We start from the raw sequence: 23,715 nt of genomic DNA, 5'->3' as shown, positions 1-23,715 counted from the left end.
ATTACACAAGTTCAATCTGAATGCGTTGCGCCAATTCTCTACCTATAGCAATTTCCTGCTTTCCTCTCGTAAGCACGATTGGTCCACCTGTAATTTTTTCTATACACCGGACTTTACATCCATACGAGATCCCAAAACGTATAGCTTGTGCTCTTATTTGTTCATTAGGAATCGCCATAATATTCGCATATTGTCCACGCAGAATTTGATCTAAAGTCATTTTCTCACCTACTTATCCATCCATCTATACGATAAAAGCCTCTGTTATATTCATCTTATTTTATAATTTACAGATGTAGTCTTTATTTTATTTGAGAATAGAGGATATAGATATCAGCACAATTTTTCGCAATAAAAAACAGGATTGGCATAACATGCACAATCCTGTTTCTACTACCTTGCCGTTATTTCGTTTTACTTGATGCAAAAGCTTCTTTCAATGCCACAGATAATTGATCCGGACAAGAAGTATTTCGCGGACCGCAAGTTGTTCCAGAAAACCTCTCAATGACTTGCTCTATAGGCATACCCACAACCAAACTAGAAATACCATTTAAATTACCGTTACAACCACCAACGAATTCCACTTTTTTTATGATATTCCCGTCCAGTTCCACAGTAATTTGTTTTGCACAAGTGCCTTGTGTTTTGTAAATATAAGACATACACGCTAACTCCTCTACACCACCAAAATTCAAGCAAAAAGAACCTTTACGCTTTTATTCTATCCGTTCCCATATACGGACGTAAAACCTCTGGAATCACAACAGATCCATCTTCTTGCTGATAATTTTCTAAAATAGCCGCAACCGTACGACCGATTGCAAGTCCTGAACCATTTAATGTGTGTACATACTCTGGTTTCGCCTTTGCTTCGCGGCGGAACTTAATATCAGCGCGACGCGCTTGATAGTCCTCAAAATTTGAACAAGAAGAAATTTCACGATACATGTTAAAGCTTGGAAGCCATACTTCAATATCATATGTTTTCGCTGAACTAAAGCCCATATCGCCTGTACAAAGAAGAATTACACGATAAGGTATATTTAATAATTGCAACACTCGTTCAGCATTATTTGTTAATTTTTCTAATTCATCATAGGAATCTTCCGGTTTTACAAATTTTACGAGTTCTACTTTATTAAACTGATGCTGGCGGATGAGACCACGCGTGTCACGTCCTGCTGAACCAGCTTCTGCTCTAAAGCAAGCACTATAAGCGCTATAATATTTCGGTAAATCTTTGCCATCAAGAATTTCACTACGATAATAATTGGTTACCGGCACCTCTGCCGTTGGAATCAAATAATAGTCAAGACCTTCCAGCTTAAACATATCTTCTGCAAACTTAGGTAATTGACCAGTCCCAGTCATACTTTCTTTATTGGCCATAAATGGTGTAAGCATTTCTGTATAACCATGCTCACCAGTATGTAAATCTAGCATAAAGTTTATGACAGCACGTTCGAGTCGTGCGCCCAAGCCTTTGTAAAAGGTAAAACGTGCCCCCGTTACTTTTGCCGCACGTTCCGGATCCAAGATCCCCAAACCTTCTCCAATATCCCAATGCGCTTTAGGTTCAAAATCAAATTTAGGATACTCGCCCCAACGACGAATTTCTGGATTATCATTTTCATCTTTACCAACAGGAACTACTTCATTTGGTACATTTGGAATGCTAAGCAGGATATCTTTCAAAGATGTCTCTACTTCCTTTAACCGAGTATCAAGTTTACTGATCTCTTCACCAACTTGACGCATTTGAAGCACGAGATCATCTGCATTTTCTTTATTTTTTTTCATCACACTGATTTGTTGTGAAACAGTGTTGCGTTTACTTTTTAAAGCTTCTACTTCACCGAGGATTTGACGACGTTCTTTTTCTAAATCCAAAAAACCGTCCAAAGTCATGGAACTGCCACGATTTTTAAGGGCTTCTTGTACTTTTTCTGGATTATCTCTGACAAATTTGATATCAAGCATTTTTCTACAAACCTCCATATTAAAAACACGGCTTCCACCACGCTCTGAAATCTTATCTTTCACTGATCCATTATCTAATTTATTATATATTTTAACCAAAAACCTGTCAAACTAAGCCAATCAATATTTTCAAAAAATAATCATACCTATAAAACTTTCTTCTAACATATATTTTATGGTCTACACTCATACTATAAAAACATACATTTTAATACATTGCTAATTTTAATATAACCAGTTTTTTATTTCATATAAAAACTAATTCATCAACCTAAATTTTTTTATTGATGTTAGGAGGATTGTATGCAAAGAACCTCAGTGAAAGAAACATTAAAAATTGCGTTGACTTTCTCCGGTACAATTATTGGTGCCGGTTTTGCCTCCGGACAGGAACTTTTACAATTTTTCATCACCTATGGCAGTTTTGGATTGTATGGAATTTTATTTGCGGGGATCCTATTCGCTTGGCTTGGCTATCGTTTATTATCGATCAGCTATCGCTATCAATTATCATCTTATCCAGAACTTATTTATAAATTATGTGGAAAAAAGCTTGGTCTATTTTTTGATGGGGCAATTTCTTTTTTTATCTTTACTGTTTTGGTTATAATGCTTGCCGCCGCCAGCACTTTACATGCATACGGCTCTTATATCCTAGCAGTCCTAATTACTGTACTTTCCTTAAAAGGGATTAAAGGCATCACGATCATTAATTTACTGGCTACGCCCTTTTTAACGTTCGCCATTCTTAGTGTCAGCTTTAGCTCACTTGCTTATCATGGAAATTTTTTTACAATCTTTTCTACTGCCGCAGAATTTTCTTTGCAACCTGCCCCCCATTGGCTGCTTTCCTGCATTCTATATGTTTCTTATAACATCGTACTAGCCATGACAATTCTCATTCCACTTGGTCAATCTACGCCAAGTGAAACTGCGCGCAAACTCGGCACATTGATTGGCGGTATTCTACTTACTTTTTTGGCTTTTTTAATTGTATGTACAATTTTAATTCACTATCCTGACATCCTAACCACAGAAATCCCGATGCTAACCATTGCTTGCACTCAAACAAAAATGCATTCTTTATTCTATACCATCATTTTTTTGATCAGTATCTTTACTACTTCATTAAGCTGTTTATATGGATGCGCTACAAAATTAAAAAGTATTTTCAAGCTCTCTTATCCTATTTGTTTACTAGTGAGTATTACAGCAAGTTTGATTTTTATACAAATCGGCTTCAAAGATTTAATTGCAATCGCTTTCCCGATTTTCGGGTATACTACACTTTGGATTCTATTTAAAATAATTTTCAGTAAATAAAAAATTTGAGCTGCCACATTGCACAGGGCAGCTCACTCAAAGAATATTATTTTTTATACACACGCGGTACGCGCTTTCCTACCATACAGACAATCTCATAATGAATCGTGCCAAGCAGATTCGCAATATCATCGATTGAGACTTGCTCACTGCCAAATAAGATAACTTCATCTCCTATTTGTACATCAGCAATCTCTGTAACATCAGCCATACATTGATCCATGCATATTTTCCCAACAATCGGCACCAATTTGTTATGAATTTCTACACGTACTTTACCCGTTAAAAGCCGTGTCCATCCATCCGCATACCCAATCGGCAAGGTTGCAATTTTACTTTCCCGCTGTGTTCTAAAAATCTGTCCATAGCTGATGCCGCAATCAGACGGCATCGTTTTCACATAAGCTACTTTTGCTTTCAGCTGCATTGCAGGTTTTAAATCAATACTATGTTTCACTTCATCCGACGGCCATAAACCGTATAAAATGATTCCGGCCCGAACCATATCAAAATGAGCCTCCGGCATCTCTAGTATCGCAGCACTATTGGCAATATGTTTGATTGGAATATGAATTTTTTTACTTTCTACCTGCGCAATTGCCGTTTTAAATCGAGCCAATTGCGTTTGCGCAAATGCTTTGTCTTCACTATCAGCAGTAGCAAAATGCGAAAACATTCCTACAATCTCAAGATTCGGCATGGATTGAATTTTTTCGGCAAATGCTCCAGCTTGATCGGGACGAATTCCGATGCGCCGCATACCTGTATCAATTTTCAAATGCACTTTTGCTGTCTTCTGCTGATTAGCGGCTGCTTTTGATAAAGCCTCAGCCATCTCCAATGTAAACACAGCCTGCTCGATATCATGTCTCACCAATTGATCTGCATGTTCCGCCGGAGTAAAACCCAAAATCAAGATTGGCTCTAAAAAGCCTGCATGCCGAAGCTCTAAAGCTTCATTTAAAATCGCTACCGCTAAATAATCAGCACCAGTTTCTATCGCAGTTTTCGCAACCGCGACTACACCATGTCCATAAGCATTCGCTTTGACAACGGCACAAATTTTCGCATTCCCCTGCACTTTGCTTTTAATCTCTTTCATATTATGTGCAATTGCCGCTAAATCGACTTGTGCCCAAACTGCACGATTTGGCATATGACTCCATCTCCCATTTTTATAAATTAAAAAACTTTCTCAACCTTTATTTTGTTAACTTCATTTTTTCATACGCAACAATCAATTTGTCGAGTTGTTGACTTAACCGGGTTACTTCCTCATCAACAAACTTCCCCTTTTTCTCTAATACAAGCGTATGCAACTGTTCACGCAATCGTTCAATATCTTGACTAATCTTTTTTAATTCAGACATCTCTACACCTCACATTTTCGCTTGCATTACACTAAATAACAATATTTTTTAAGTTTAAATATCTTATAATAGTATTTTTTAAGTTCGATATGAAACTATTTTTCCCTGCTCAATGGAAAAATTTTCTCATTACAAGCCTCCTAAAATCCCACTATTTACATATTATATGCCAAGTATAATCTTGTTACTTTTTGTAGATAATAGGTTTAGAACGCGAGAAGGAGGTGACACAACATGTCGAGATCAAGCAAACCTGTAAACCCTGCTGCGAAAAACTCTCTTGATAAAATGAAGTATGAAATTGCTAGTGAATTAGGTATTGCCGACACCGTTCGTCAAAACGGTTGGTCCACCATGACGTCTGCCGATTGCGGTCGCGTAGGTGGTCATATGGTTCGTAAAATGATCGAACAGTATGAATCATCCATGAGTAACAACCAACAATAGTTCACCTGTATTACAACAAGGGGGCGGCTAATTTAGCCGCCCCCTCTATATATGTATAGCGATCTTAATTTGATTTAAAATACACCGTAATTTCTGTACCTGGATCCACAATACTATTGGGCGCTACACTTTGTTCAGTCGCAATTCCCGTTCCCTCCGGTACCAGACCAAGGCCGCTTCCTTTAAGTTCATCTGCGGCTTGGCGCAAACTCTTCCCTTGTAAATCAGGAACTAGTACCTTATCTTGTGGCACAACGATTGGAGTCCCCAACTCTATTTCTCCAGCTTTTTGATTTTGTTTCATCCCCTGCAAATCTAAATTATTTGATGAAGGTTTAATATTCATATACCGAAGTACTTGTTCAAAAATTTGTCCAGCAATCGGTGCAGCAATCTGTCCGCCATAATAAACCCCAACCGGATCATCAATAATAATAAGAATTGTAATCTGCGGATCTTCTACTGGCGCAAAACCGCAAAAAGATGCAATATAGTGCCCAGCCAGATACCCACTTCCATCATCACGTATTTTCTCTGCCGTACCTGTTTTTCCGGCAATACGATATCCTTTGACCGACGCTTTACTGCCACCACCGCTAGAAACAACCTGTTCGAGCATACCGGTTAATTCAAGCGCAGTCTTTTCAGGAATTGCTTGTCTGACTTCCGTAACTCTAGTTTCATCAAAAATAGAGGTATCGGCATTACGAACCTCTTTTAAAATATAGGGTTTTAGAAGCATTCCTTTATTGGCAATTGCCGACATCGCAGTGACAAGCTGAATCGGTGTAACTGCAATACTTTGACCGATAGACATTGTTGCTAAATCAGAATCTCGCATGTCATTTGGATTGAAAAGAATCCCTACTTCTTCACCAGGTAAGCCAACATCGGTCACTTTGCCAAACCCAAAGGAATGTACATATTCGTCTAGTTTTTTTGCCCCTAACTGCATACCCACTTGTACAAAACCCGTATTGACAGAATTCTTAATAATATCTGTAAAAGTAATCGTTCCATAATTTTCATTGCTCCAATTCTGGATACGACGGCCTGATACCATAACATAATTAGGCACATGAAACATCTGCTGTGGCCGCACTGTGCCTTCCTGTAAAGCGGCAGCCGCAACAATCGCCTTAAACGTTGATCCGGGTTCATACACAAAAGAAACAGCCCGATTTTTCCATTCTTGCGGTGTATATTTTTGAAATTCATTTGGATTAAATGTTGGCCTGTTTGCCATGGCCAAAATTTCTCCGGTCTTTGGATTCATCACAATTGCCGTAATCGCCCGTGCCTTTGTTTCAAGCATTGCTTTATCCAAATTTTGCTCCACAATAAATTGAATCGTACTATCAATCGTTAAATATACATTTTTACATTTTTCAAAAGACTTATTGGAAAAAACAGAATGAAAGATCGGTTTATTATTTTTATCTGTCATAACATAATATTTTTCGGATTTGCCTTTAATCAGCTTATCTTCAAACAGCTCAATCCCATCGAGGCCGATATCATCGGTACCAACAAAGCCCAACACTTGTGCTGCTAATACATCATTGGGATAATATCGTTTACTCTCTTCTTCAAAATTTAAGCAATTTAGATTTTTATCGTTGATCAGCTGCCTTACTTTCGCAACTACATCTGGTTCTAATTTTCGCTTCAACCAGACGAACCCACCGCCAACATCAATGCGTTCTTTTATCGCCTCAACTGACATACCAAGTATAGGCGCAAGATCATTGGCTAATTCGTCGGCATCTTTCACTTGGCTGGGATCTACATATAAAGATTTTGTCAAAATACTCACAGCAAGTTCTTTGCCCTGCCGATCATAGATTGTTCCGCGCGGCGACTGCAATATTTTACTCTCTTCGACTTGATGATCTGCTCTTGCCTGCAATTCAGCACCCTGCACCAGCTGTACCCAGGCAATTCTGCCACATAATCCAATAATAAAAATCAGCATACATGATATAAAGATAGCAATTCGTCGCTGCACATTTACCCGCATCTTTGCAGCCATTATAAACCACTCCTAAAAACATTTAAAATTAATCCAGCTAAATATATTCTGTAAGATTGTACATTTCTCCTTTAACTGCTAAAACAAATCCTCTTTGAAAATGACATTCCAAACATTTTTTAACATATATTTTTAAATATTCCGCATGAAAACACTTACAGAAATTCATTTGCCTGTTATAATAAGAACATATAGAAAATTCTGTAGTCAGATTGGTGGTGATTAGATGGATGATATTGATAAAAAAATACTACAAAATCTACAAAAAAATGCTCGCATGACAATCTCTGATTTAAGTTCAGAAATATCGCTGTCAATGCCAGCGATTAGTGAGCGGTTAAAAAAGCTTGAAGCATCTGGCGTAATCAAGCAATATACGGTTATCTTGGATCCTACAATGTTAAATAAACATCTCATGGCGCTCATGTTTGTTCGATTTGAAAACCCAAGTCACAGCGATGCCTTTGCGCACTTTGTCAAGAACGAAACTGAAATCAAAGAATGTTTCTATATTACCGGCGATTTTGACTATTCATTGAAAATATTAACGGAAAACACACATACTTTAGAAGCATTACTAACCCGAATTAAAAATCAGCCCGGCATCGTGAAAACGCAAACCATTGTTATCTTATCAACAATTACAGATAATCCTTCCGTAATTCCAGAATGATGAACAAAAGCCCTGCACATCTCTTTAATGAAGATTGCAAGGCTCTTTTATTTTTTATGTAGACTTCGATGCATCTAGCTTTTTAGCGCTTCACCGCTAATATTGCGCTCAGCAACAGTGGCCGTTTCTGCTATTCCTGAAACAATTGCTTGCATAGAAGTTTCTATGCTATTTAAAATAGCACTTATTCTCTCTGTTGCTTCAACACTATCGTCGGCTAGTTTACGGACTTCATTGGCTACGACAGAAAATCCTTTTCCCTGTTCACCAGCACGAGCCGCTTCAATTGCCGCATTTAATCCCAAAAGATTTGTCTGCTGCGAAACCTTATTGATAAAGCCAATCACTTCATGTGTTTTGTTAATATGCATTTTTGCTTCTGTTACTGCCTCTGATAGGACGCCCACTTTATCCTTTAATTCACTTGCCAATATCATCTGAGATTTTATTAGATGATATAACATGGAGGTGATAAAAGAATCTACTAATTTCACTTGTTCAGGTTTATGTTCCTCAATGAATTTGTTAACATTAGGATTGCCCGTAATGTTAATTACAACATCAATTCCCTTCACATTCACTGCATCTTTTATATCTTGAAACGTTCTAATCCCCAATTTATTCGCTATTTTAATACCCAATGCATCTGTTTTCAGATCAACTACACCGATGATTTTTATATCCGTAACATTTTGTATCAATTCCAAAAAACCGGCACAAGTACTACCGCCACCTACAAGTAATATATTTGTCATCATCGTTACCTCCTATATTGCAACAATCATTACTTATTTCATTATACATCAAAAAAGACAACGAAACAGTGAATAAATAGCACCAATTTTATATACATCAACAAGAGACATTTCACAATAGCAATGTGAAATGTCTCTTGTTTTATACATCTTTAAATAAATGATCTGCCGCAGCATTCATTTGCTGTACTGCACTACTAACCTGCTGTGCAATGCTGGCAACACCTTTAGCAGCTTCACCAATTTCTTTTATCTTCTCCTGAAGTTCCGTTGATTTAGCCGATACTCCACTGCTTTCGCCTTTAATATGCGTTAAAGCCGCCGCGATATCTTTTATAGAATTACCGCTATCTAATGCCAGTTTTCTTATTTCTTCTGCTACCACACTAAAGCCTCTTCCATGTTCACCGACCCGCGCCGCTTCAATTGAAGCATTTAGCCCAAGTAGATTGGTCTGACTGGCAATTCCACGAATAAAATCTACAACCTGATCCGTTTGACCAATCCGCATCTCCGCATTTTGGGCAGCTTTAGTCAACCCAAAACTGACCTCTGACATTTGCATTGTCTGCGCAGAAATTTTCTCGGTCGTTTTCACCAATCCATCCATACTTTCCGTCAAAGACTCGGCCATTTGTCTAAGCATATCCTCAAGCTCAACAGACTGCGTAATCGCAATAGAGCCAATTACCTTGCCATCTAAGCCTCTGATTGGCATCGCCATCGAAATGTACGGGACACCATACAAGGCCTTATCCACATGTGCTGTAATTCGTTTTTTCTCATGAACTGCCCGATATATCCCGCTCCCAGTTGCCAGCAGATCTCCTGCCTTACACTTTAAATCCAGTGTTTTTGAGGGGAGATACAACATGATTTTATCTAAATCTGTCAGCGTCAGACCACATCGTTCATTATGCAGCGCATGCAAGGTTGGAAGTATAACCTGATAAGCTTGATACATACGATTTTCCTCTTCCACTTAAATAACCTCAGCCTTCTTCGCCTCAACCGGTTCTTCCAACGATTTATGCATCGTTTCTTCACCTAATATCAAAACATTGAGCCCAATGATGACTAACACTCCCGTAAACATCGCAAATACCAACGAAAACTTATCCGGTCCGGTAAACATCATGCCAACTACCATTGGCGCCAGCATACCACCAATTCGTCCGCAGGCACCAGCCCATCCAGTACCTGAAGCACGTGCCTCTGTCGGATACATTTCCGGTGTATACGTATACATTAATCCCCAAGCCCCAAGATTGAAAAATGACATCAAGCAACCCCAAAATAAGATTTCATTCCAAGTTGTCGCATGTCCAAAAAAGTAGGCTGTAACCGCACATAAGATCAAAAACGAGGATAACGTCGGTTTGCGCCCAATTTTATCCACCAACATTGCCGCAGTAAAATAACCCGGAATTTGTGCAAGGGTCATCCACATAACAAAAGAAAAAGATTGCACCATGCTATGTCCCGCTTTAACCAATAAAGTCGGCAGCCACATGAAAATTCCATAATAGGAGAAGACCAGACCAAACCAAAGAATCCATAAACAAATCGTCTTTTTTAAATAAATACCGGAAAATAATTGCGTAAACGCGAACGAGGTCTTCTTCTGCGCGGTATTGTCTACCGTCGTCGGCATTGCACCGCAAGGAATGCCTGCTGAACGTTCGATCTCACACACAATTTCATGCGCTTCCTGCAATCTGCCCTTCTTCACCAAATAAAGTGCGGATTCAGGGATGACTTTCCAAACGTAGATTACCCATACTGCCGGGAAAGCACCGATAAAGAAAGCCAACTGCCAGCCATATTTCGGAATCACCAAATAGGAAATAACTGCTGCCACAAGCCAGCCAATTGCCCATGAACTTTCTAAAAGCACGATCATACGTCCCCGATATTTATCCGGTGAGTATTCACTCATGAGCGTCACAGCGACAGGTACCTGACCGCCAAGGCCAAATCCTACCACAAAGCGAAAGAACAATAGCGATTCATAATTCCATGCCAATCCACAGCCACCTGTTCCTAATCCATAGATTAGCATCGTAACCGCTAACAGCTTCTTTCTCCCCATAGAATCGGCCAAAGAACCAGCTAATGCAGCCCCGACTGCCATACCGATAAGGCCAACACTGCCAATAAAGCCAACTTGTGCACCGCTGAGATTCCACAATCCCATTAATTTAGGTAATACAAAAGAAACAATACCTGTGTCCATTGCATCAAAGGCCCAGCCCACTGAAATAATTGCCAGAAGACGCCAATGCCAGCTGCTTAGCGGCATTTCGCCCAAACGTTTTGTAATTCCCATACGATTTCCCCCATCCGCTTTATTCGCATAAATTATTTATATAAAAGCTGCTCCTCCGAATTTAGCCAAACCTCCGGAATCATCGCGCTCCAATCTTCGATGTATATGGCCGCTTTCAGTATAATCTCATCTTCTAAAAGCTTTTGCGCATATACTTTGCCGTTGTAAATTGCTTTCTGGATCACAGTAAGCGGTAATATTCCTACTTCTTTCACCACAAAATGCCCTCGAATATCCGTATTGGGATCCAACGCTTCAGCAGGCATCAAGCGAATATGTGGATGTGCAGTATAAACTGCATTTCCTACACTTGTTGCACAAGCGTCGGCAAGCCCGGCGGTTCTCGCCGCAACAACTGCAGCTGTCGCTATTCCTTTTGTAAGGCTGCGGCCGCCAATTCCACTTGTAGCGATTCCGCCAATCCCGCTTTCTTTTGTAATACACACGGTCGTCATAACGGGCAAATGCGAGCTGACAGCAACGCCTACTTTGGCGGTTTGCCCTTCTTGCAGACGTATGGCAATATCGCCACCATTATTTACGATAACTTTCAACGCGCCACGCGCAGCCAAGTCGTCTGCAATCATGTCCGCAATCGTCCCCGCAACCGCTGCCATTGGTGTAAGCGTCGGATCCGCCGCCTGTCTTACAGCATCAACCATACGACGTAAAACCGCTGCATTAGGTAGCTTCGAGGGTAGCTTTTGCTGCGCCAATTTCGCAACTTCTTTATGCTGTGCAATCTCATGCAAAAGCTGCTTTGCATATTGACCTGCAGCTTGTACCTGCACATCACTGCTACTCTGTTTGTCGGCAAAAACAGCTTGTATCGAGATCTGCATTGGTCCGTAGTTCACAAACATACCACTTTGCGTCGTAGCCATCACGATTTCACTTCACCGACCGGGCGAATGGCTTGCATGTGCCCGCCCAAACCGGCAAACGTTTCTTTTGACATGGTATATTCAACCGGCACTACGGTAGCCGGTGTCGCAACCCACGTAAACGCTTTCGGCACAACTTTTTCTACATCCACCATAAAATTAATCCCGCCGCCCGGCAGAATATACGTATTGCCGCCGCCAATCGTCACTTTGACATCTCCTGCGTGAACTGCCTGTGACAACTTAATCGGATGCTTTGTAACGCCGGCTCTGGCACTGCCACCTGTTCCCCCCACATACATAGCGGAGACACGGGCATCCTCACAATTATCGGCAATAAATTTAACAACTTCTTCAATCTGCTTCGTCAACGGAATTTCTCTGACCGTTCCATCCGCCTGTACCTCTAATAGTCCGGCCTGCTGCGCAGTTGTCTCTGTGACCAAAATGCGTAGCCCCGGATACGCAATCGTCATATCTATTTCTTTTACAGCATCTGTTGCCGCCATGATCGAGGTGCCGCCCCAACCACGACCGGCTTCACCGAAATAGCGTCCTCTGGTACTTTTTCGTCCATTTGGTACGACGCCGCGATACACTAAACCAACTTCTTCACCAGCTCTGTGCTCACTCAGCAGCCCGATGACATGAAAATCAAGTATAATAGCCTCATCTACAACCTCGCTGAGCATTTTTGCAAACATTCCAATGGTTGCACTACCACAGCCCACCCGCATCTTTTTCTCCACCTTGCCATCAATAATTGGTGCTTTTCCAACTTGAAGTTTTAATCGGCTGCCCTTTTGTACCTGCAGATCGACTTCCTCACCATTGGCTAGCGCGACAACCGTTTTTGCCGCAATAAAACCATTTTTACCGCTTAAAATGCCCGCTCCACCAAGTGAAAGCATTTTTGCACCATATTCCTCTGTATCCACCATACCAACAATTGCCCCTGCACATAGCACAGGTGTACCTTGTTCTCCAATATGCGTATTGGCATCAATTTTCACTTTAATGCCGCTGTAACTTAGCGGTGCTTCCGTTACAACCGTAACAACGTCGACCCCGTGGACATCACATTCCACAATATAAGGAGCCGGCTTACAGCAAGGATACGATGTGCCAGCCCCTACTGCCGTAATGAGCGGTTTTTCCGGTAATATCGCCTTATGCGCCGCCTCTGTCAATGCATCGACGACCAAATCACGGTTGCGAACAAGCTGACCGCTAATATTGGTATAGCGCTTGCAAGCACCTTCAAATCCGGGTAAAATTTCACACTCTACCGGACAACACCGACAATGAAGTGCTGCAGATGAACCATTTGCTTTCGCCAATGCACCAAAGGGGCACACCCTAAGACAGACACTGCAGCTTACACATAATGCACTGATTTCAGCAACTTTTTCTTTTATTTCAATTGCCGCTTTTGGGCAATTTTTTTTGCAGATTCCACAGCCTTTACAAAGCTCTTTTTTTACCTGAATCATAGAAGTGCCTCCAAACTATATAAAATAAAAAGCCAGTGAAGATACGTTATTCACCTTCACTGGCTTCATTGCCAACCTTTTTGTTGAAAATTTATATTCTATTTTTCTCGTCCTCCATCGATGCATTCCCTGTGAAAAAGAATCTGGATAAAAACTTCCATAACACCGCCGCAAACCATCCCTTCATCGGCTGCTACATCATGCAGCAAAGATACGGTGTATAACTGAGATTTCTTTTCATCCAACGCAAGGAATGCCTGCCGCTTTACTTCGGCTTCTCCGCAGCCACCACCAATCGTTCCATGCGTGCGCCCATCCGGATAAACCAGCATCTGTGCGCCTGCTTTACGCGGAACAGATCCGCGTGCATCAACAATTGTGACCAAGGCAGCAGACATTTGCTCTGCAGCGTGATTTTCGCATATGAAATGCAGTACCTCACGATCCATTTCATCATCTCCTTATCTTACTGAGTGCTCCTCCCAAGCCACCACGAAAGGCCATGATAACTTCTGCAGCAATACTGACTGAAATCTCTGCCGGCGTCTGTGCACCGATATCCAAACCAATCGGTGCATATAAGCGCTGTAGCTGCTCTTTCGAAAATCCTTCTTGCTGCAACATCTCAATAATTTCTTTCACTCTTTTTCGACTGCCGATCATCCCAAGATAACAGAAACTCTTATCAATAACAAAACGTAAACAATCCATGTCATAACGGTGTCCGCGTGTAACAATAATCAACGCAGTTGAAGCATCCATTGTCAACTGCCCCAAAGCCTTTTTAAAACTATCACAAATACAGGTTTGTGCGGCAGGAAATCTAGCTGCATTCACAAATTCCGGTCGATCGTCAATGACCGTGATATCAAAATTTAGCATGCCTAGAATTTGTACCAAGGACTGGCTGATATGTCCGCCTCCCATAACGATGATGCGGGGTGGCGGCATAACTTTATCCCAATAGAATCGATAACGTTTGCCGGCTTGGTCTTCAATCCAAAAAGTACTGGGTTTCTCCCATATGGTTTGACGGCGCTTTTCCAATATTTTTTGTAAGACAAATTCATCACAAGTGCCTTCCAGCAACCCTTCCGCATCTAACAGCAACATAGCGCCAACCAAATGTTCATTTTGGGGTTCAATGTCCAGTAACGTAAAAACATCAGCTGTACACTTGCGCTCTTGCATCCACCGTATTTTTTCGAACATTATTTACGCACCTGAATTCCCGTAAGCTGTTCGAGCGGCTTTATAATCGCAGAAATATCTTCTTTGCCAAGACCTGCTGCTTGTGACTGTCCATAGAGTTGCTGTACGACATTGCCGAGCATCAGCGGCACCTGCGTTTCCTTCGCTGTCTGCACAGCCAGTTCGAGATCTTTATATTGTAGATCAATCATAAAACCAGGTTCAAATTTTCCTTGAAACACAAAGTTTGGCATTTTAGCCTGCAACGCATAACTGTTTCCAGAACTTGTACCGATAACGTCTAACATAATTTGTGGATCTAAGCCAATTTTTGTTCCCAGCGTAAACGCTTCTGCTGCGGCTGCCATATTGACTGCCAGAAGAAGGTTATTGACCATTTTTATCGCATCCCCTGCACCTACAGAACCGACTTCGTAGATTTTCTTCCCTAAAGTTTCTAAGATCGGACGACATTTGCTTACAATCGCAGGAGCGCCTCCGGCCATAATCGTCAGCGTACCATCCGTAGCACCTTTTACTCCTCCGCTGACCGGTGCATCCATATAATCCACCTGCTGCGCAGCGGCTAAAGCAGCCAGCTGCTGCGTGAACCCGGGCGCTACACTCGACATATCTAAAATACAAAGCCCCGGGTCAGCAGCGCGCAGAATTCCTTGCTCGCCATTAACAACTTGTTCGACAATTTTTCCATTCGGCAGCATCGTGATGACAACATCCACATATTTGGCAAGCTCTGCCGGCGTAGCAGCTGCCTTTGCACCTACAGCTTTAAACTCCTCCACTACCGCTTGATTCACATCGCAAATGGTAACATCATATTGTGCCTTTAAAAGATTCAACGCCATAGGTTTGCCCATATTTCCCAGACCGATAAATCCAATTTTCATTGTTATCCCCACTTTACTTTTAAATTACGTTTTTATAACGCAAGACACCTCAGCTTAGCGCATTCCCCTCTGTGTCTTTACATTGCATGAATCAACGGCCAATACCAGTAAACACAAACAATATAAACGATACAAGCCAATATCGATACACAGCAGCCGAACAACGGGAAGTCTCGATTTTTTAGTTCTCCGGTATCACAGCATAAAATATTTGGCGTCGTATTAAAAAACATCAAAATCGGATAACCGCCGATCATAAAAGCTGCCGGCAATACCGTAAGCATTGGATTGATATTCGATACTTCGGCAATTCCTACGAGAATTGGGAAAAACACATTCGCCATTGTCGCTGTGCCAACAAATACAACATGCATAAACTGCACGATCACCAGTAAAATACTAATCGTTGCTGCCGCGGAATATTGACTGAGATGCAGCAGCGAAAAAATGCTATCTGCCAGCCAGTTTGCAGCCCCTGTATCACTCATCGCCGCGCCAAGGCTGATGCCGCCGCTACAGACAAATACTACATTCAATGAAATACTTGCCTGACATTCCTTCCAATCCAGACAGCCAACCTTCGGCAAACATAAAATACAGGCACTCAGAAGACATACAGTCGTACTGTCTAGGCCAAAGTTTTCTCCAAATATCCAGAGCAGAATCGTTCCCAAAAATATGATAAAAACATTTTTTTCACTCTTACGAATTGTACCCAGCTCGTTTAACTTCTGCTGAAAATATTCCCGTCCATGTCCATCTGCATTGATTTTTGAAGAAAAAATAAGCTGAATGAGCACCCAAGAAACGATCGTCATAAGCAATGCCGGCGGAAATCCCCACTCCAACCATTTGACAAAAGATACGGTCTGCCCTGTAACCGATGCAATGTACTGTACTGCCATCGGGTTCGTTACCGTTGAAGTTAATATCCCTGCACTAATCGTTGAGTTGGTACAGCAAAGCGTCATCAAAAGGTTGGCACCAAAACGCCCGCCACGTTGTTCTTTATCTCGAAATAAATGGATCATCTTTATGCAAATCGGCAGCAACATCGCCGTCCGTGCTGTTGAAGACGGAATTAAAAAAGCCATCACAATATTGACACACATAATGCCAAACGATATTCGTTTCGCACTGCTCCCCACCCTCACCAGCACCCAATAGGTTATTCGATCACCTAAATTCGATTTCAGCATGGCAGCCGCCATAACAAAAGAACCAATGATCAAATAGGTAGAAGTTGAGGAAAACCCTTTCAGCGCCATATGAATATCCGTAATTTGAAAAATCACCAAGATCGGTACAATCAACAAACTGATAATCGCTACATGAATCGATTCAAATAAATATAAGATGAACACCGCTGAAAAGACCGCCAGACAACGTTGCCCTACGCTGGACAGATTTTCAATTTCCGGTATCGCTAAAATACTAACGGCAACCATCATTGCCAATATAATTCCAAAGATTCTCTTTTTCATAAATTATCTCAACCTATTATCCCTGTATAAAATTAAAATACGCTACGCTCCTTCGCTGCCGTGTCTTTTCTGCATACAACATCAACCGATCCTCTGCCTGCAATTTTGTTTACAACGCAATTGTTATAAAGTTTTTCCTTTTGTTTCTACCCCTAATGTTAAAACTGCGATGCATGCAATGCCAAAGGCTACCGCTACAATTCCATATACGCCGGCGAATCCGATTGCATTTAAGCTATAACCAATAACCAAAGGTGCCGACATAGAGCCAAATCTGGAACAGGTCGATGCCCAACTTGTACCAGTACCACGAATTCCTGTAGGATAAAGTTCCGGCGTATAGGTGTAGGTGATACCCCAAATCCCCGAAACAAAGAACGAGGTCACCAAGCCAAGCAAAATAACTTCTACCGTAGCCAATTGACTTCCCATCGCAATACCAAATATAACAGCAGCCACTGCTGAGAAGAAAAGATTTCCTACGAGAAGTTTCTTCCTGCCGACTTTATCCATCAAATAAGCAGAAAGTATCTGGTTTGGTATATATGCCAGCTGCAAAAACAGTACATATTGAAAGGATTGGATCATACTATGACCTGCCTTGACCAACAGTGTCGGCATCCAAGAAAATAACCCATAATAGCCAAACATCCCCATGAACCAAAGAAGCCAAAGCATCACTGTCGTTTTAAGATATTTTTTCTTAAACAAATCGCCGATGGGTCTAGGGCTAAGATCCATGACCTTTTCCACATCCATCTCCGTGATTACCGCAATCGGTTTCGTTTTACCAACGACCGCCTCAATCCCCTGCATAATGTCTGCTGCTTCTTTTGCCCTGCCTACAGAAGCCAACCAACGCGGCGACTCCGGTAAATGCAGGCGAATCACCCAGATATAGAGTGCAGGAAGTGCACCGGCGACAAACGCCCACCGCCAGCCGACGGCTGGTATCACATAATAGCTGACCGCAGTAGCAGCAATCCAGCCAACGGCCCAAAAACAGTTTAAAAGCCCCTGTACCTTCCCTCTGCTTTTTGCCGGAATAAATTCACCCAATAACGAGGTAACAACCGGCGTTTCTCCGCCAAGGCCTACCCCAACCAGAAAACGAAAAACGACCAAAGAAGTAAAATCCCAGGCAAACGCACAAAGCAGTGAAAATATCGAAAAAATCAATAGGGTCCACTTAAATACAGCTTTACGCCCATATCGATCCGCCAATGGCCCTGATAAAAAGGCTCCGACAATCATTCCCACCATACCGGAACTTAAAAGAACGCCAACCTGTCCAGTACTAAGCCCCCAATCTTTTACGAGCGCTGTCACAATAAACGTCACGATACCGACATCAAAAGCATCAAAGGCCCAAGCCAGCCCATTGATCCCCAGCATCTTATAATGAAAACGCGATAAGGGTAATTTATCCAACCTGGCAATTATTTTTTTCGATTCGTACATGCTATCTACTGTAACTTCCATTGTCAGCATCCTCCTTTATTTCTTGCTCGGATCACATAGCTCGTTCTTTTCCTGCAAGCTCTCTTTACAAAACAAGCGTCGCAAAAGTGTCCAAACCCAGGACAGTTTCTGTGACGCCAGTGTACAGAAATCGTGCTTATCTCAAACCGTCTTCACCTTTAATTTCACACACCTGCAAACCGCCAATTCTCGGATGCGGACGACCGCCATCCGTAAAAGCAGCCGCAACGATAATTTCATCACCCTTCGGTGCATCTGCAATACGAATCTCCATTGCATCATAATGTGTTCTAACAAAAGCCGCATCCTTATAATGAAGCGGAACATCAAGACTGGTCCCAGGACCTCCGGATTTTTTCGCCGAAGGAATGATGGCTTTACCACCACCAAGTACATCGCGCATCGGTTTGCCAAATTTGGGATGCAAAATCGCAGCGCCATGTTCAAGCTCGCCATTTACGCCAATGATTGCACCTTTTCCATAGCTTTCAATTGCCTCTGCGCCTAAACGTTCTGCGGCAATTTTCGTCAGATACGCACCGAGGTATTCGCCGATTTCCGTCAATTCGCCAAGTTCTTCTGCGTAACTGCCAGCATAAGGATTCTTAATCACTGCTGCAACAACGCAACGACGTAAGGGTTTGTCTAATTTTTTAAAACCTTCAATATAAATGTCTTCTACATTGGTAACAACTTTTCTAATTTCTGGTTCTTTCATCTCTATCATCCTCTCAATTACGCTATGTCGAGTATTACTATGGCTGCTTTTTTGGCAGGCGGCGTATTTTTACTCTTGTTTACCAAAACCTTGCCATTGATCATGACGATGCTGATACCGGGAATATCGCCAGTGGCGAAAGCATGCAGCGCATCTTCGGCAATCGACCCCATCGGCGCATCCATCAATACAAGATCTGCTTCTTTCCCTGGCGCGATCTCTCCAGTATTTAACCCATATACTTTCGCGGTATTGCCGGTTGCCATACAGACCGCCTGTTCTGGTGCTACATCAGAAATGGATGCTGCAAAGCAGATATTTCTCAGAATACCTAAAGGAATCAACCCCGTGCCGGAAGGTGCATCATTACCAAAGATCACACGATCAAATGCGTTTAACTCTTTTACTCTTTTGAACACATGCTGTGCTGCTTTAGGATTACCGCATTGTACAATTTCCACAGCCAGTGTAGTATCCTCAAGAATCTTATCAATCTCCAGCGGTGAGATTGCGGTAGGCCCGCCATTAATGTGCGATACCACATCAGGCTTTGTCGCCATAACGTCAGATGCGCTTACCGTAGAACTACCCGGAATAGAAGTTCCCCCCGTATGCATTTGCACCTTAAATCCATATTTATGCGCCCATTCCACCATCACCGCAGCTTCCTCTGGCTTTTTTACACTGCCAAGCCCAATTTCTCCAACCAACCATACGCCAGCTTCCTTAAGATCAGCAAAATCTTGCTCCGTCAGCCCTTTTTCCAAAATCAATGCGCCGCCATGTACTTTAACACCTGCTGGCGGTGCTTTATAAAAAGATTTGCTTGCGACAATCGCCAGTGCTTTTGTCCCAATCGGATCATTTGGCCGTCCGGGTGTATGACATTCGCCCGCCGAAATCATCGTAGTGACTCCACCATGCAAGGCACTGGCGATATAATCCAACGTTTTTTGCCTTGGCGCATAATCACCCAAAGTCGTATGAACATGAGAATCAAACAGTCCAGGAATTACCGTTGTCCCATTCGCATCAATCACCTGTACAGCAGCACCTGCCGTCAGGTTTTTTCCAATCGAAACAATTTTGTGATCTTCAATCAGAATGGAATCCCCAGTAAGAATCGGTTGATCGATATTACCGCTCACAATCGTTCCAATGTTTTTAATCAGCACTTTTCCCATTGTAAAGTCCCTCCAAAATTTCAATATACAAAATTCACTTCGCACAAGGCAAAAATAAAAGCCGCATGAAGTCCTTGACTTCACACGGCATTGTGTGCACTGCAAAATTAATAAAATATGCTTTTTTGTTTTAAACTATGTCTTAATTATAACACTATACATTTGATATGAAAAATATTAAAATTAAATCACATTATATAAAAATTATATTAACATTTGTCTCCAATTCATGATCGATCCATATTGCATTACCAATCTAACTTATGGAGGAAACTTTATGACGTATAAGCAATTGGAATATTTTCTGGCAATCGCCGAAACCGGCAACATGACAATGGCAGCCACAAAACTCAATATGTCCCAGCCACCTTTAAGCTATCAGCTCAAATTATTAGAAGAGGAATTACAAGTAAAGCTCTTTAGCCGCGAAGGTCATACACTGCATATCACGAGCGAAGGCCTAATTTTTCAAGATAAGGCCATGCAAATCTTAGCACTCACCAATCAATCCATTTCGCTTATGCAAAATATTGGCAAAGAAATGTTCGGCACGATCAACATCGCCACAATTCCATCTGTTTGCGGCTCTATTTTACCTAAAAGCATTCATGATTTCCAACTAAAATATCCCGATGTCAACTATAAGATTCATGAATGCAATACCTTTCGGGCTATTGAATTACTTGATAACGGCCTTGTCGACTTCGCCTTCGTCCGCGCCCCTTTCAACCAAAAACGCTATCAGATCATAGCTGTAAAGAATCCATTTCTCGAAAAGAATGAAAAAGATTTTTTTGTTGCACTCGGTTCAACAAAGTTTTTGGCAGATACGAAAGACGACAGCATCAACTTAGAAGATCTGATCGGAAAACCGCTGATTGTACATCGTCGTTACAAAAAAATCCTTGATAACTTATGCGAAGAAAAGAATATCTCTTTACAAGTCGTCTGCGAAAACGATTATATCGGTTCTTCCTTTTACCTTGCAGATGCGGATATTGGCATCGCAATTATGCCTTATACCTCCGCCATGTTATTTGAGAATAAAAAATCTTTACGCATCAAAAAAATTGAACATCCTTCTATTGACTCACAGATTTATCTGATTACGAAAAAAAATATAACACTTTCATCACTGCCACGGAAATTCATTGAACAAATCACCAGTGAATAAAAAACTTGTCAATGCTGACATCACTAGGTAACCTGCTCGTGCATAGCAAGGATGGTTCTTTGCTTTTGATATTCCAAAAGCCGCATATAATCTTTCCATGTGTCGGCATCCAGCGTACATCCAATATCCTCAACCGGCACGCGTGCAGTTTCCGCTGAAAATTTGTCTAAAATAACTCTGAGTCCGCCTTCTCCACGAAACTTGCAGATTGTCGAAAAACAGGCATTACGGATGAATGGCGGATGCTTTTTTTTGCCTGCAACAGTCGGAAATACAACTTTTGCCCCTGTTTGTTCCATACTATGACGTACTTTTAAAAACGTCTCTACTGCTATAGCCGGCATATCACCAGGCATAACATAGGCTGCATCACAATCTACAGCTTCTTTTAATCCCAGCTGTACAGATTCCAGCATATCACCATATAGATACTGCTCATTTTTCACCAGTAAAACATTTTCTGCGTGTAAAAACCGCTCTGCAATTTCCGCTGACCGATACCCGGTGACCAGGATGATTTTATCTGTGCCGGCCTGTTGGAGCTTCGTTACGGTAGTTTCGATCATACTGCCATGTGTATATGGCATCAATGGTTTAAATAGCCCCATCCGTTTAGATAGGCCTGCAGCTACAACAATTCCGGCTATCCGTCTTAACTCCTTACGTTTCGTCAACATGCAAATTCCCCTTTCTTTCATCATGCCTTTGCCTATGCAACGTTTCTTTGCACCAAATGCCGCACTACGCGTACAAGCAATTCCTACTACGTTCCAGAGTTCTTTGTGCCAGCACGGCTGCTACTTCTTTTCTATATTCGGCGGTTGAACGCAAGTCGTCAATCGGATTGATCTCTGCGCCGGCTGCTTTTGCAGCTTCTCGAATGTTATCATCCGTAAGTTTTTTACCAACCAATACTCGTTCCGCCGCCAAACTCCGAATCGGGGTAGCCGCAACAGAGCCAAATGCAATTCTGGCTTGTGTTACAATTTGATCTGCATCCACAGCAACAAAAGAGGCTGCATTTACAATCGAAATCGCAAGTGCTTTTCGCTGTCCAATTTTTCCGAAGGCACTGCCTTGCCCCCTATGCTGGGCAGAAAATGAAAAGCTTACGATCAATTCATCCGCTTCCAGCACGGTTTTCCCCGGTCTGATAAAAAATTGATGCAGCGGAACTTTTCTGATGCCTCGCGCGCCAGCAATGCAGACTTCCGCACGATAAGCCAGTAATGCTGGTATCGTATCACCCGCCGGTGAAGCATTGCCGGAATTTCCACCAATCGTACCCCGATTTCGAATTTGCGGTGAACCCACGGATGCCGATGCCGCGGCAAGCGCAGGTGCAGACTTCAGCATAACTTGTGAGCCGGCGATTTGTGTATGGGTAACGGCCGCCCCAATCGTTATGATACCGTTATCCAAGGTAATCTGCTGTAATTCCTTTACATCGCTTACGTCGATGAATGTACCTGCTGTAATGCGGCCTAACTTCATTTTCACCAGCAAATCCGTACCACCCGCTAACAGATGATGAACAGGGGATTGCATCATAGCATCAACAGCCTGCGCAATCGTTTGCGATTTTATATATTGATATCCCATAGGATCACACTCCTAGTCCTACATTTTTTTTGCCATCATCGTTTCCCACAGTATTTTTTCAGTTGCTAAAATATTGGTTGTCTCTATCGTTTCCACGATACGGTCACGAATCATGCATGCCGTCTTAAACTTTCTCCGTATATTAGGCAAGTCGCCATACCTTTGTATACATTGCACCAAACGGGACTCCAAGCAAATAATTTCCGAACCTTGACAAATCTTATCTGCCAAATATAAGACTGCCTCTTCTCCAAGTGCCTGACCGGGTAAAAATATAAGTTCCATATGCACTGCGATCATCGGTTCTAAAGAAGGATATCCCATGCCCACAACAAAATCCGCGCCTCTGCTTGCATGGTTAGGCTGAAGCCTTTCGATATCATGCAGCAAAGCACCAGCCGCCAATTTGGGCAGGTCAATCTTTATACATTTACAGCTTGCCTTCAGCCAGCCGGCAATGCAAACTGCAACATAGGCAACTGTTATGCTATGAGCGATTATTGCCTGCGGCAATTGCTTTTGAGCAAAAATCCCCAAAATTTCATCCAGCGTGGGTAACACAGATTTGCTCTCAGAGTCCGATAACAAAGGTCTGATTCTTTCTATGCTCTCCTGCTGTGCTTTATCGATCGTTTGCAATACATACGGTTGCATCGTATGCTGTGACATTTTAATCTCACCTC

At 42.0% G+C, this 23,715-nt stretch carries 25 protein-coding genes; 4 read left to right on the top strand and 21 right to left on the bottom strand.

All coding sequences use genetic code 11. From position 1 onward, the window contains the following. Window position 1 precedes the first annotated feature (1 nt). From BN6559_RS11550 to serS, 3 genes are all read right to left on the bottom strand, one after another. Entirely contained in the window at window positions 2-220 is a 219-nt protein-coding gene (locus BN6559_RS11550; protein ID WP_110954857.1) for a FeoA family protein, read from the bottom strand. A gap of 184 nt (window positions 221-404) precedes the next feature. Continuing rightward, on the bottom strand, window positions 405-665 hold the full coding sequence (locus tag BN6559_RS11545) for a TIGR03905 family TSCPD domain-containing protein (RefSeq protein WP_110954856.1): 261 nt from the start codon (window positions 663-665) through the stop codon (window positions 405-407). A 46-nt stretch (window positions 666-711) separates the two neighbouring features. Continuing rightward, a complete protein-coding gene (gene serS, locus BN6559_RS11540; protein ID WP_110954855.1) occupies window positions 712-1,983 on the bottom strand; it encodes a serine--tRNA ligase in 1,272 nt (423 codons plus the stop codon). Between the two features lie 303 nt (window positions 1,984-2,286). Between serS and BN6559_RS11535 the strand changes: the two genes are divergently transcribed. Further along, a complete protein-coding gene (locus BN6559_RS11535) occupies window positions 2,287-3,306 on the top strand; it encodes a YkvI family membrane protein (RefSeq protein ID WP_110954854.1) in 1,020 nt (339 codons plus the stop codon). A gap of 46 nt (window positions 3,307-3,352) precedes the next feature. Here the strand turns inward: BN6559_RS11535 and alr are convergent, their stop codons facing one another. Further along, the gene (gene alr, locus BN6559_RS11530; RefSeq protein ID WP_110954853.1) at window positions 3,353-4,462 is read right to left on the bottom strand and encodes an alanine racemase; all 1,110 of its coding nucleotides are present in this window, start codon (window positions 4,460-4,462) and stop codon (window positions 3,353-3,355) included. Window positions 4,463-4,508: 46 nt separating this feature from the next. Then, window positions 4,509-4,676, bottom strand: coding sequence for an aspartyl-phosphate phosphatase Spo0E family protein (locus BN6559_RS11525; RefSeq protein WP_110954852.1), 168 nt, complete (start codon window positions 4,674-4,676; stop codon window positions 4,509-4,511). A gap of 234 nt (window positions 4,677-4,910) precedes the next feature. Here BN6559_RS11525 and BN6559_RS11520 point away from each other — a divergent pair, with 234 nt between their 5' ends. Continuing rightward, window positions 4,911-5,123 (top strand): alpha/beta-type small acid-soluble spore protein, encoded by a 213-nt coding sequence (locus BN6559_RS11520; RefSeq protein WP_110954851.1) that lies wholly within the window; start codon window positions 4,911-4,913, stop codon window positions 5,121-5,123. Between the two features lie 64 nt (window positions 5,124-5,187). On the opposite strand, the gene BN6559_RS11515 is transcribed toward BN6559_RS11520, so the two are convergent. After that, entirely contained in the window at window positions 5,188-7,155 is a 1,968-nt protein-coding gene (locus BN6559_RS11515) for a penicillin-binding protein (protein WP_110954850.1), read from the bottom strand. Between the two features lie 226 nt (window positions 7,156-7,381). Between BN6559_RS11515 and BN6559_RS11510 the strand changes: the two genes are divergently transcribed. Next, on the top strand, window positions 7,382-7,828 hold the full coding sequence (locus BN6559_RS11510) for an Lrp/AsnC family transcriptional regulator (RefSeq protein ID WP_110954849.1): 447 nt from the start codon (window positions 7,382-7,384) through the stop codon (window positions 7,826-7,828). Between the two features lie 74 nt (window positions 7,829-7,902). Here the strand turns inward: BN6559_RS11510 and BN6559_RS19820 are convergent, their stop codons facing one another. The 12 genes from BN6559_RS19820 to BN6559_RS11450 all read right to left on the bottom strand — a co-directional run bounded on the left by BN6559_RS19820 (window position 7,903) and on the right by BN6559_RS11450 (window position 20,256). Beyond that, window positions 7,903-8,265 (bottom strand): methyl-accepting chemotaxis protein, encoded by a 363-nt coding sequence (locus tag BN6559_RS19820; RefSeq protein WP_267886731.1) that lies wholly within the window; start codon window positions 8,263-8,265, stop codon window positions 7,903-7,905. A 460-nt stretch (window positions 8,266-8,725) separates the two neighbouring features. Continuing rightward, window positions 8,726-9,547 (bottom strand): methyl-accepting chemotaxis protein, encoded by an 822-nt coding sequence (locus tag BN6559_RS19865; protein WP_199883952.1) that lies wholly within the window; start codon window positions 9,545-9,547, stop codon window positions 8,726-8,728. A gap of 18 nt (window positions 9,548-9,565) precedes the next feature. After that, a complete protein-coding gene (locus tag BN6559_RS11495; RefSeq protein ID WP_110954846.1) occupies window positions 9,566-10,912 on the bottom strand; it encodes an MFS transporter in 1,347 nt (448 codons plus the stop codon). A 32-nt stretch (window positions 10,913-10,944) separates the two neighbouring features. After that, on the bottom strand, window positions 10,945-11,796 hold the full coding sequence (locus tag BN6559_RS11490; RefSeq protein ID WP_110954845.1) for a hypothetical protein: 852 nt from the start codon (window positions 11,794-11,796) through the stop codon (window positions 10,945-10,947). After that, the gene (locus BN6559_RS11485) at window positions 11,796-13,289 is read right to left on the bottom strand and encodes a DUF362 domain-containing protein (protein ID WP_110954844.1); all 1,494 of its coding nucleotides are present in this window, start codon (window positions 13,287-13,289) and stop codon (window positions 11,796-11,798) included. Before BN6559_RS11485 ends, BN6559_RS11490 begins: the two co-directional genes overlap by 1 nt. A 98-nt stretch (window positions 13,290-13,387) precedes the next feature. Then, window positions 13,388-13,738 (bottom strand): XdhC family protein, encoded by a 351-nt coding sequence (locus BN6559_RS11480; protein WP_110954843.1) that lies wholly within the window; start codon window positions 13,736-13,738, stop codon window positions 13,388-13,390. A gap of 4 nt (window positions 13,739-13,742) precedes the next feature. Further along, the gene (locus tag BN6559_RS11475) at window positions 13,743-14,501 is read right to left on the bottom strand and encodes an XdhC family protein (RefSeq protein WP_110954842.1); all 759 of its coding nucleotides are present in this window, start codon (window positions 14,499-14,501) and stop codon (window positions 13,743-13,745) included. Continuing rightward, the gene (locus BN6559_RS11470) at window positions 14,501-15,388 is read right to left on the bottom strand and encodes an NAD(P)-dependent oxidoreductase (protein WP_110954841.1); all 888 of its coding nucleotides are present in this window, start codon (window positions 15,386-15,388) and stop codon (window positions 14,501-14,503) included. Before BN6559_RS11470 ends, BN6559_RS11475 begins: the two co-directional genes overlap by 1 nt. 77 nt (window positions 15,389-15,465) lie before the next feature. Then, on the bottom strand, window positions 15,466-16,872 hold the full coding sequence (locus BN6559_RS11465; RefSeq protein ID WP_110954840.1) for an SLC13 family permease: 1,407 nt from the start codon (window positions 16,870-16,872) through the stop codon (window positions 15,466-15,468). A 123-nt stretch (window positions 16,873-16,995) separates the two neighbouring features. Continuing rightward, window positions 16,996-18,354: an MFS transporter gene (locus BN6559_RS11460; protein ID WP_199883951.1), complete on the bottom strand. Its 1,359-nt coding sequence runs from the start codon at window positions 18,352-18,354 to the stop codon at window positions 16,996-16,998. Between the two features lie 136 nt (window positions 18,355-18,490). Continuing rightward, a complete protein-coding gene (locus tag BN6559_RS11455; RefSeq protein WP_110954839.1) occupies window positions 18,491-19,072 on the bottom strand; it encodes an amino acid synthesis family protein in 582 nt (193 codons plus the stop codon). Window positions 19,073-19,089: 17 nt separating this feature from the next. After that, a complete protein-coding gene (locus BN6559_RS11450; protein WP_110954838.1) occupies window positions 19,090-20,256 on the bottom strand; it encodes an amidohydrolase family protein in 1,167 nt (388 codons plus the stop codon). 277 nt (window positions 20,257-20,533) lie between these two features. Here BN6559_RS11450 and BN6559_RS11445 point away from each other — a divergent pair, with 277 nt between their 5' ends. Beyond that, window positions 20,534-21,430: a LysR family transcriptional regulator gene (locus BN6559_RS11445; RefSeq protein WP_199883950.1), complete on the top strand. Its 897-nt coding sequence runs from the start codon at window positions 20,534-20,536 to the stop codon at window positions 21,428-21,430. Window positions 21,431-21,453: 23 nt separating this feature from the next. Here BN6559_RS11445 and BN6559_RS11440 read toward each other — a convergent pair whose 3' ends face one another. The 3 genes from BN6559_RS11440 to BN6559_RS11430 all read right to left on the bottom strand — a co-directional run bounded on the left by BN6559_RS11440 (window position 21,454) and on the right by BN6559_RS11430 (window position 23,701). Beyond that, window positions 21,454-22,107, bottom strand: a complete 654-nt coding sequence (locus BN6559_RS11440; RefSeq protein WP_199883949.1) for a nucleotidyltransferase family protein — start codon at window positions 22,105-22,107, stop codon at window positions 21,454-21,456. Between the two features lie 64 nt (window positions 22,108-22,171). After that, window positions 22,172-23,032 carry an FAD binding domain-containing protein gene (locus tag BN6559_RS11435; protein ID WP_110954835.1) on the bottom strand — a complete coding sequence of 287 codons (861 nt, stop codon included), beginning with the start codon at window positions 23,030-23,032 and terminating at the stop codon, window positions 22,172-22,174. An 18-nt stretch (window positions 23,033-23,050) separates the two neighbouring features. Continuing rightward, entirely contained in the window at window positions 23,051-23,701 is a 651-nt protein-coding gene (locus tag BN6559_RS11430; protein WP_110954834.1) for an HD domain-containing protein, read from the bottom strand. Window positions 23,702-23,715: the final 14 nt, after the last annotated feature.

The organism is Massilibacillus massiliensis (genome assembly GCF_900086705.1).
GTDB lineage: Bacteria > Bacillota > Negativicutes > FLKF01 > FLKF01 > Massilibacillus > Massilibacillus massiliensis.
The sequence above is the reverse complement of the archived record's forward strand: the minus strand, read 5'-3'. Positions and strand labels throughout refer to the sequence as shown.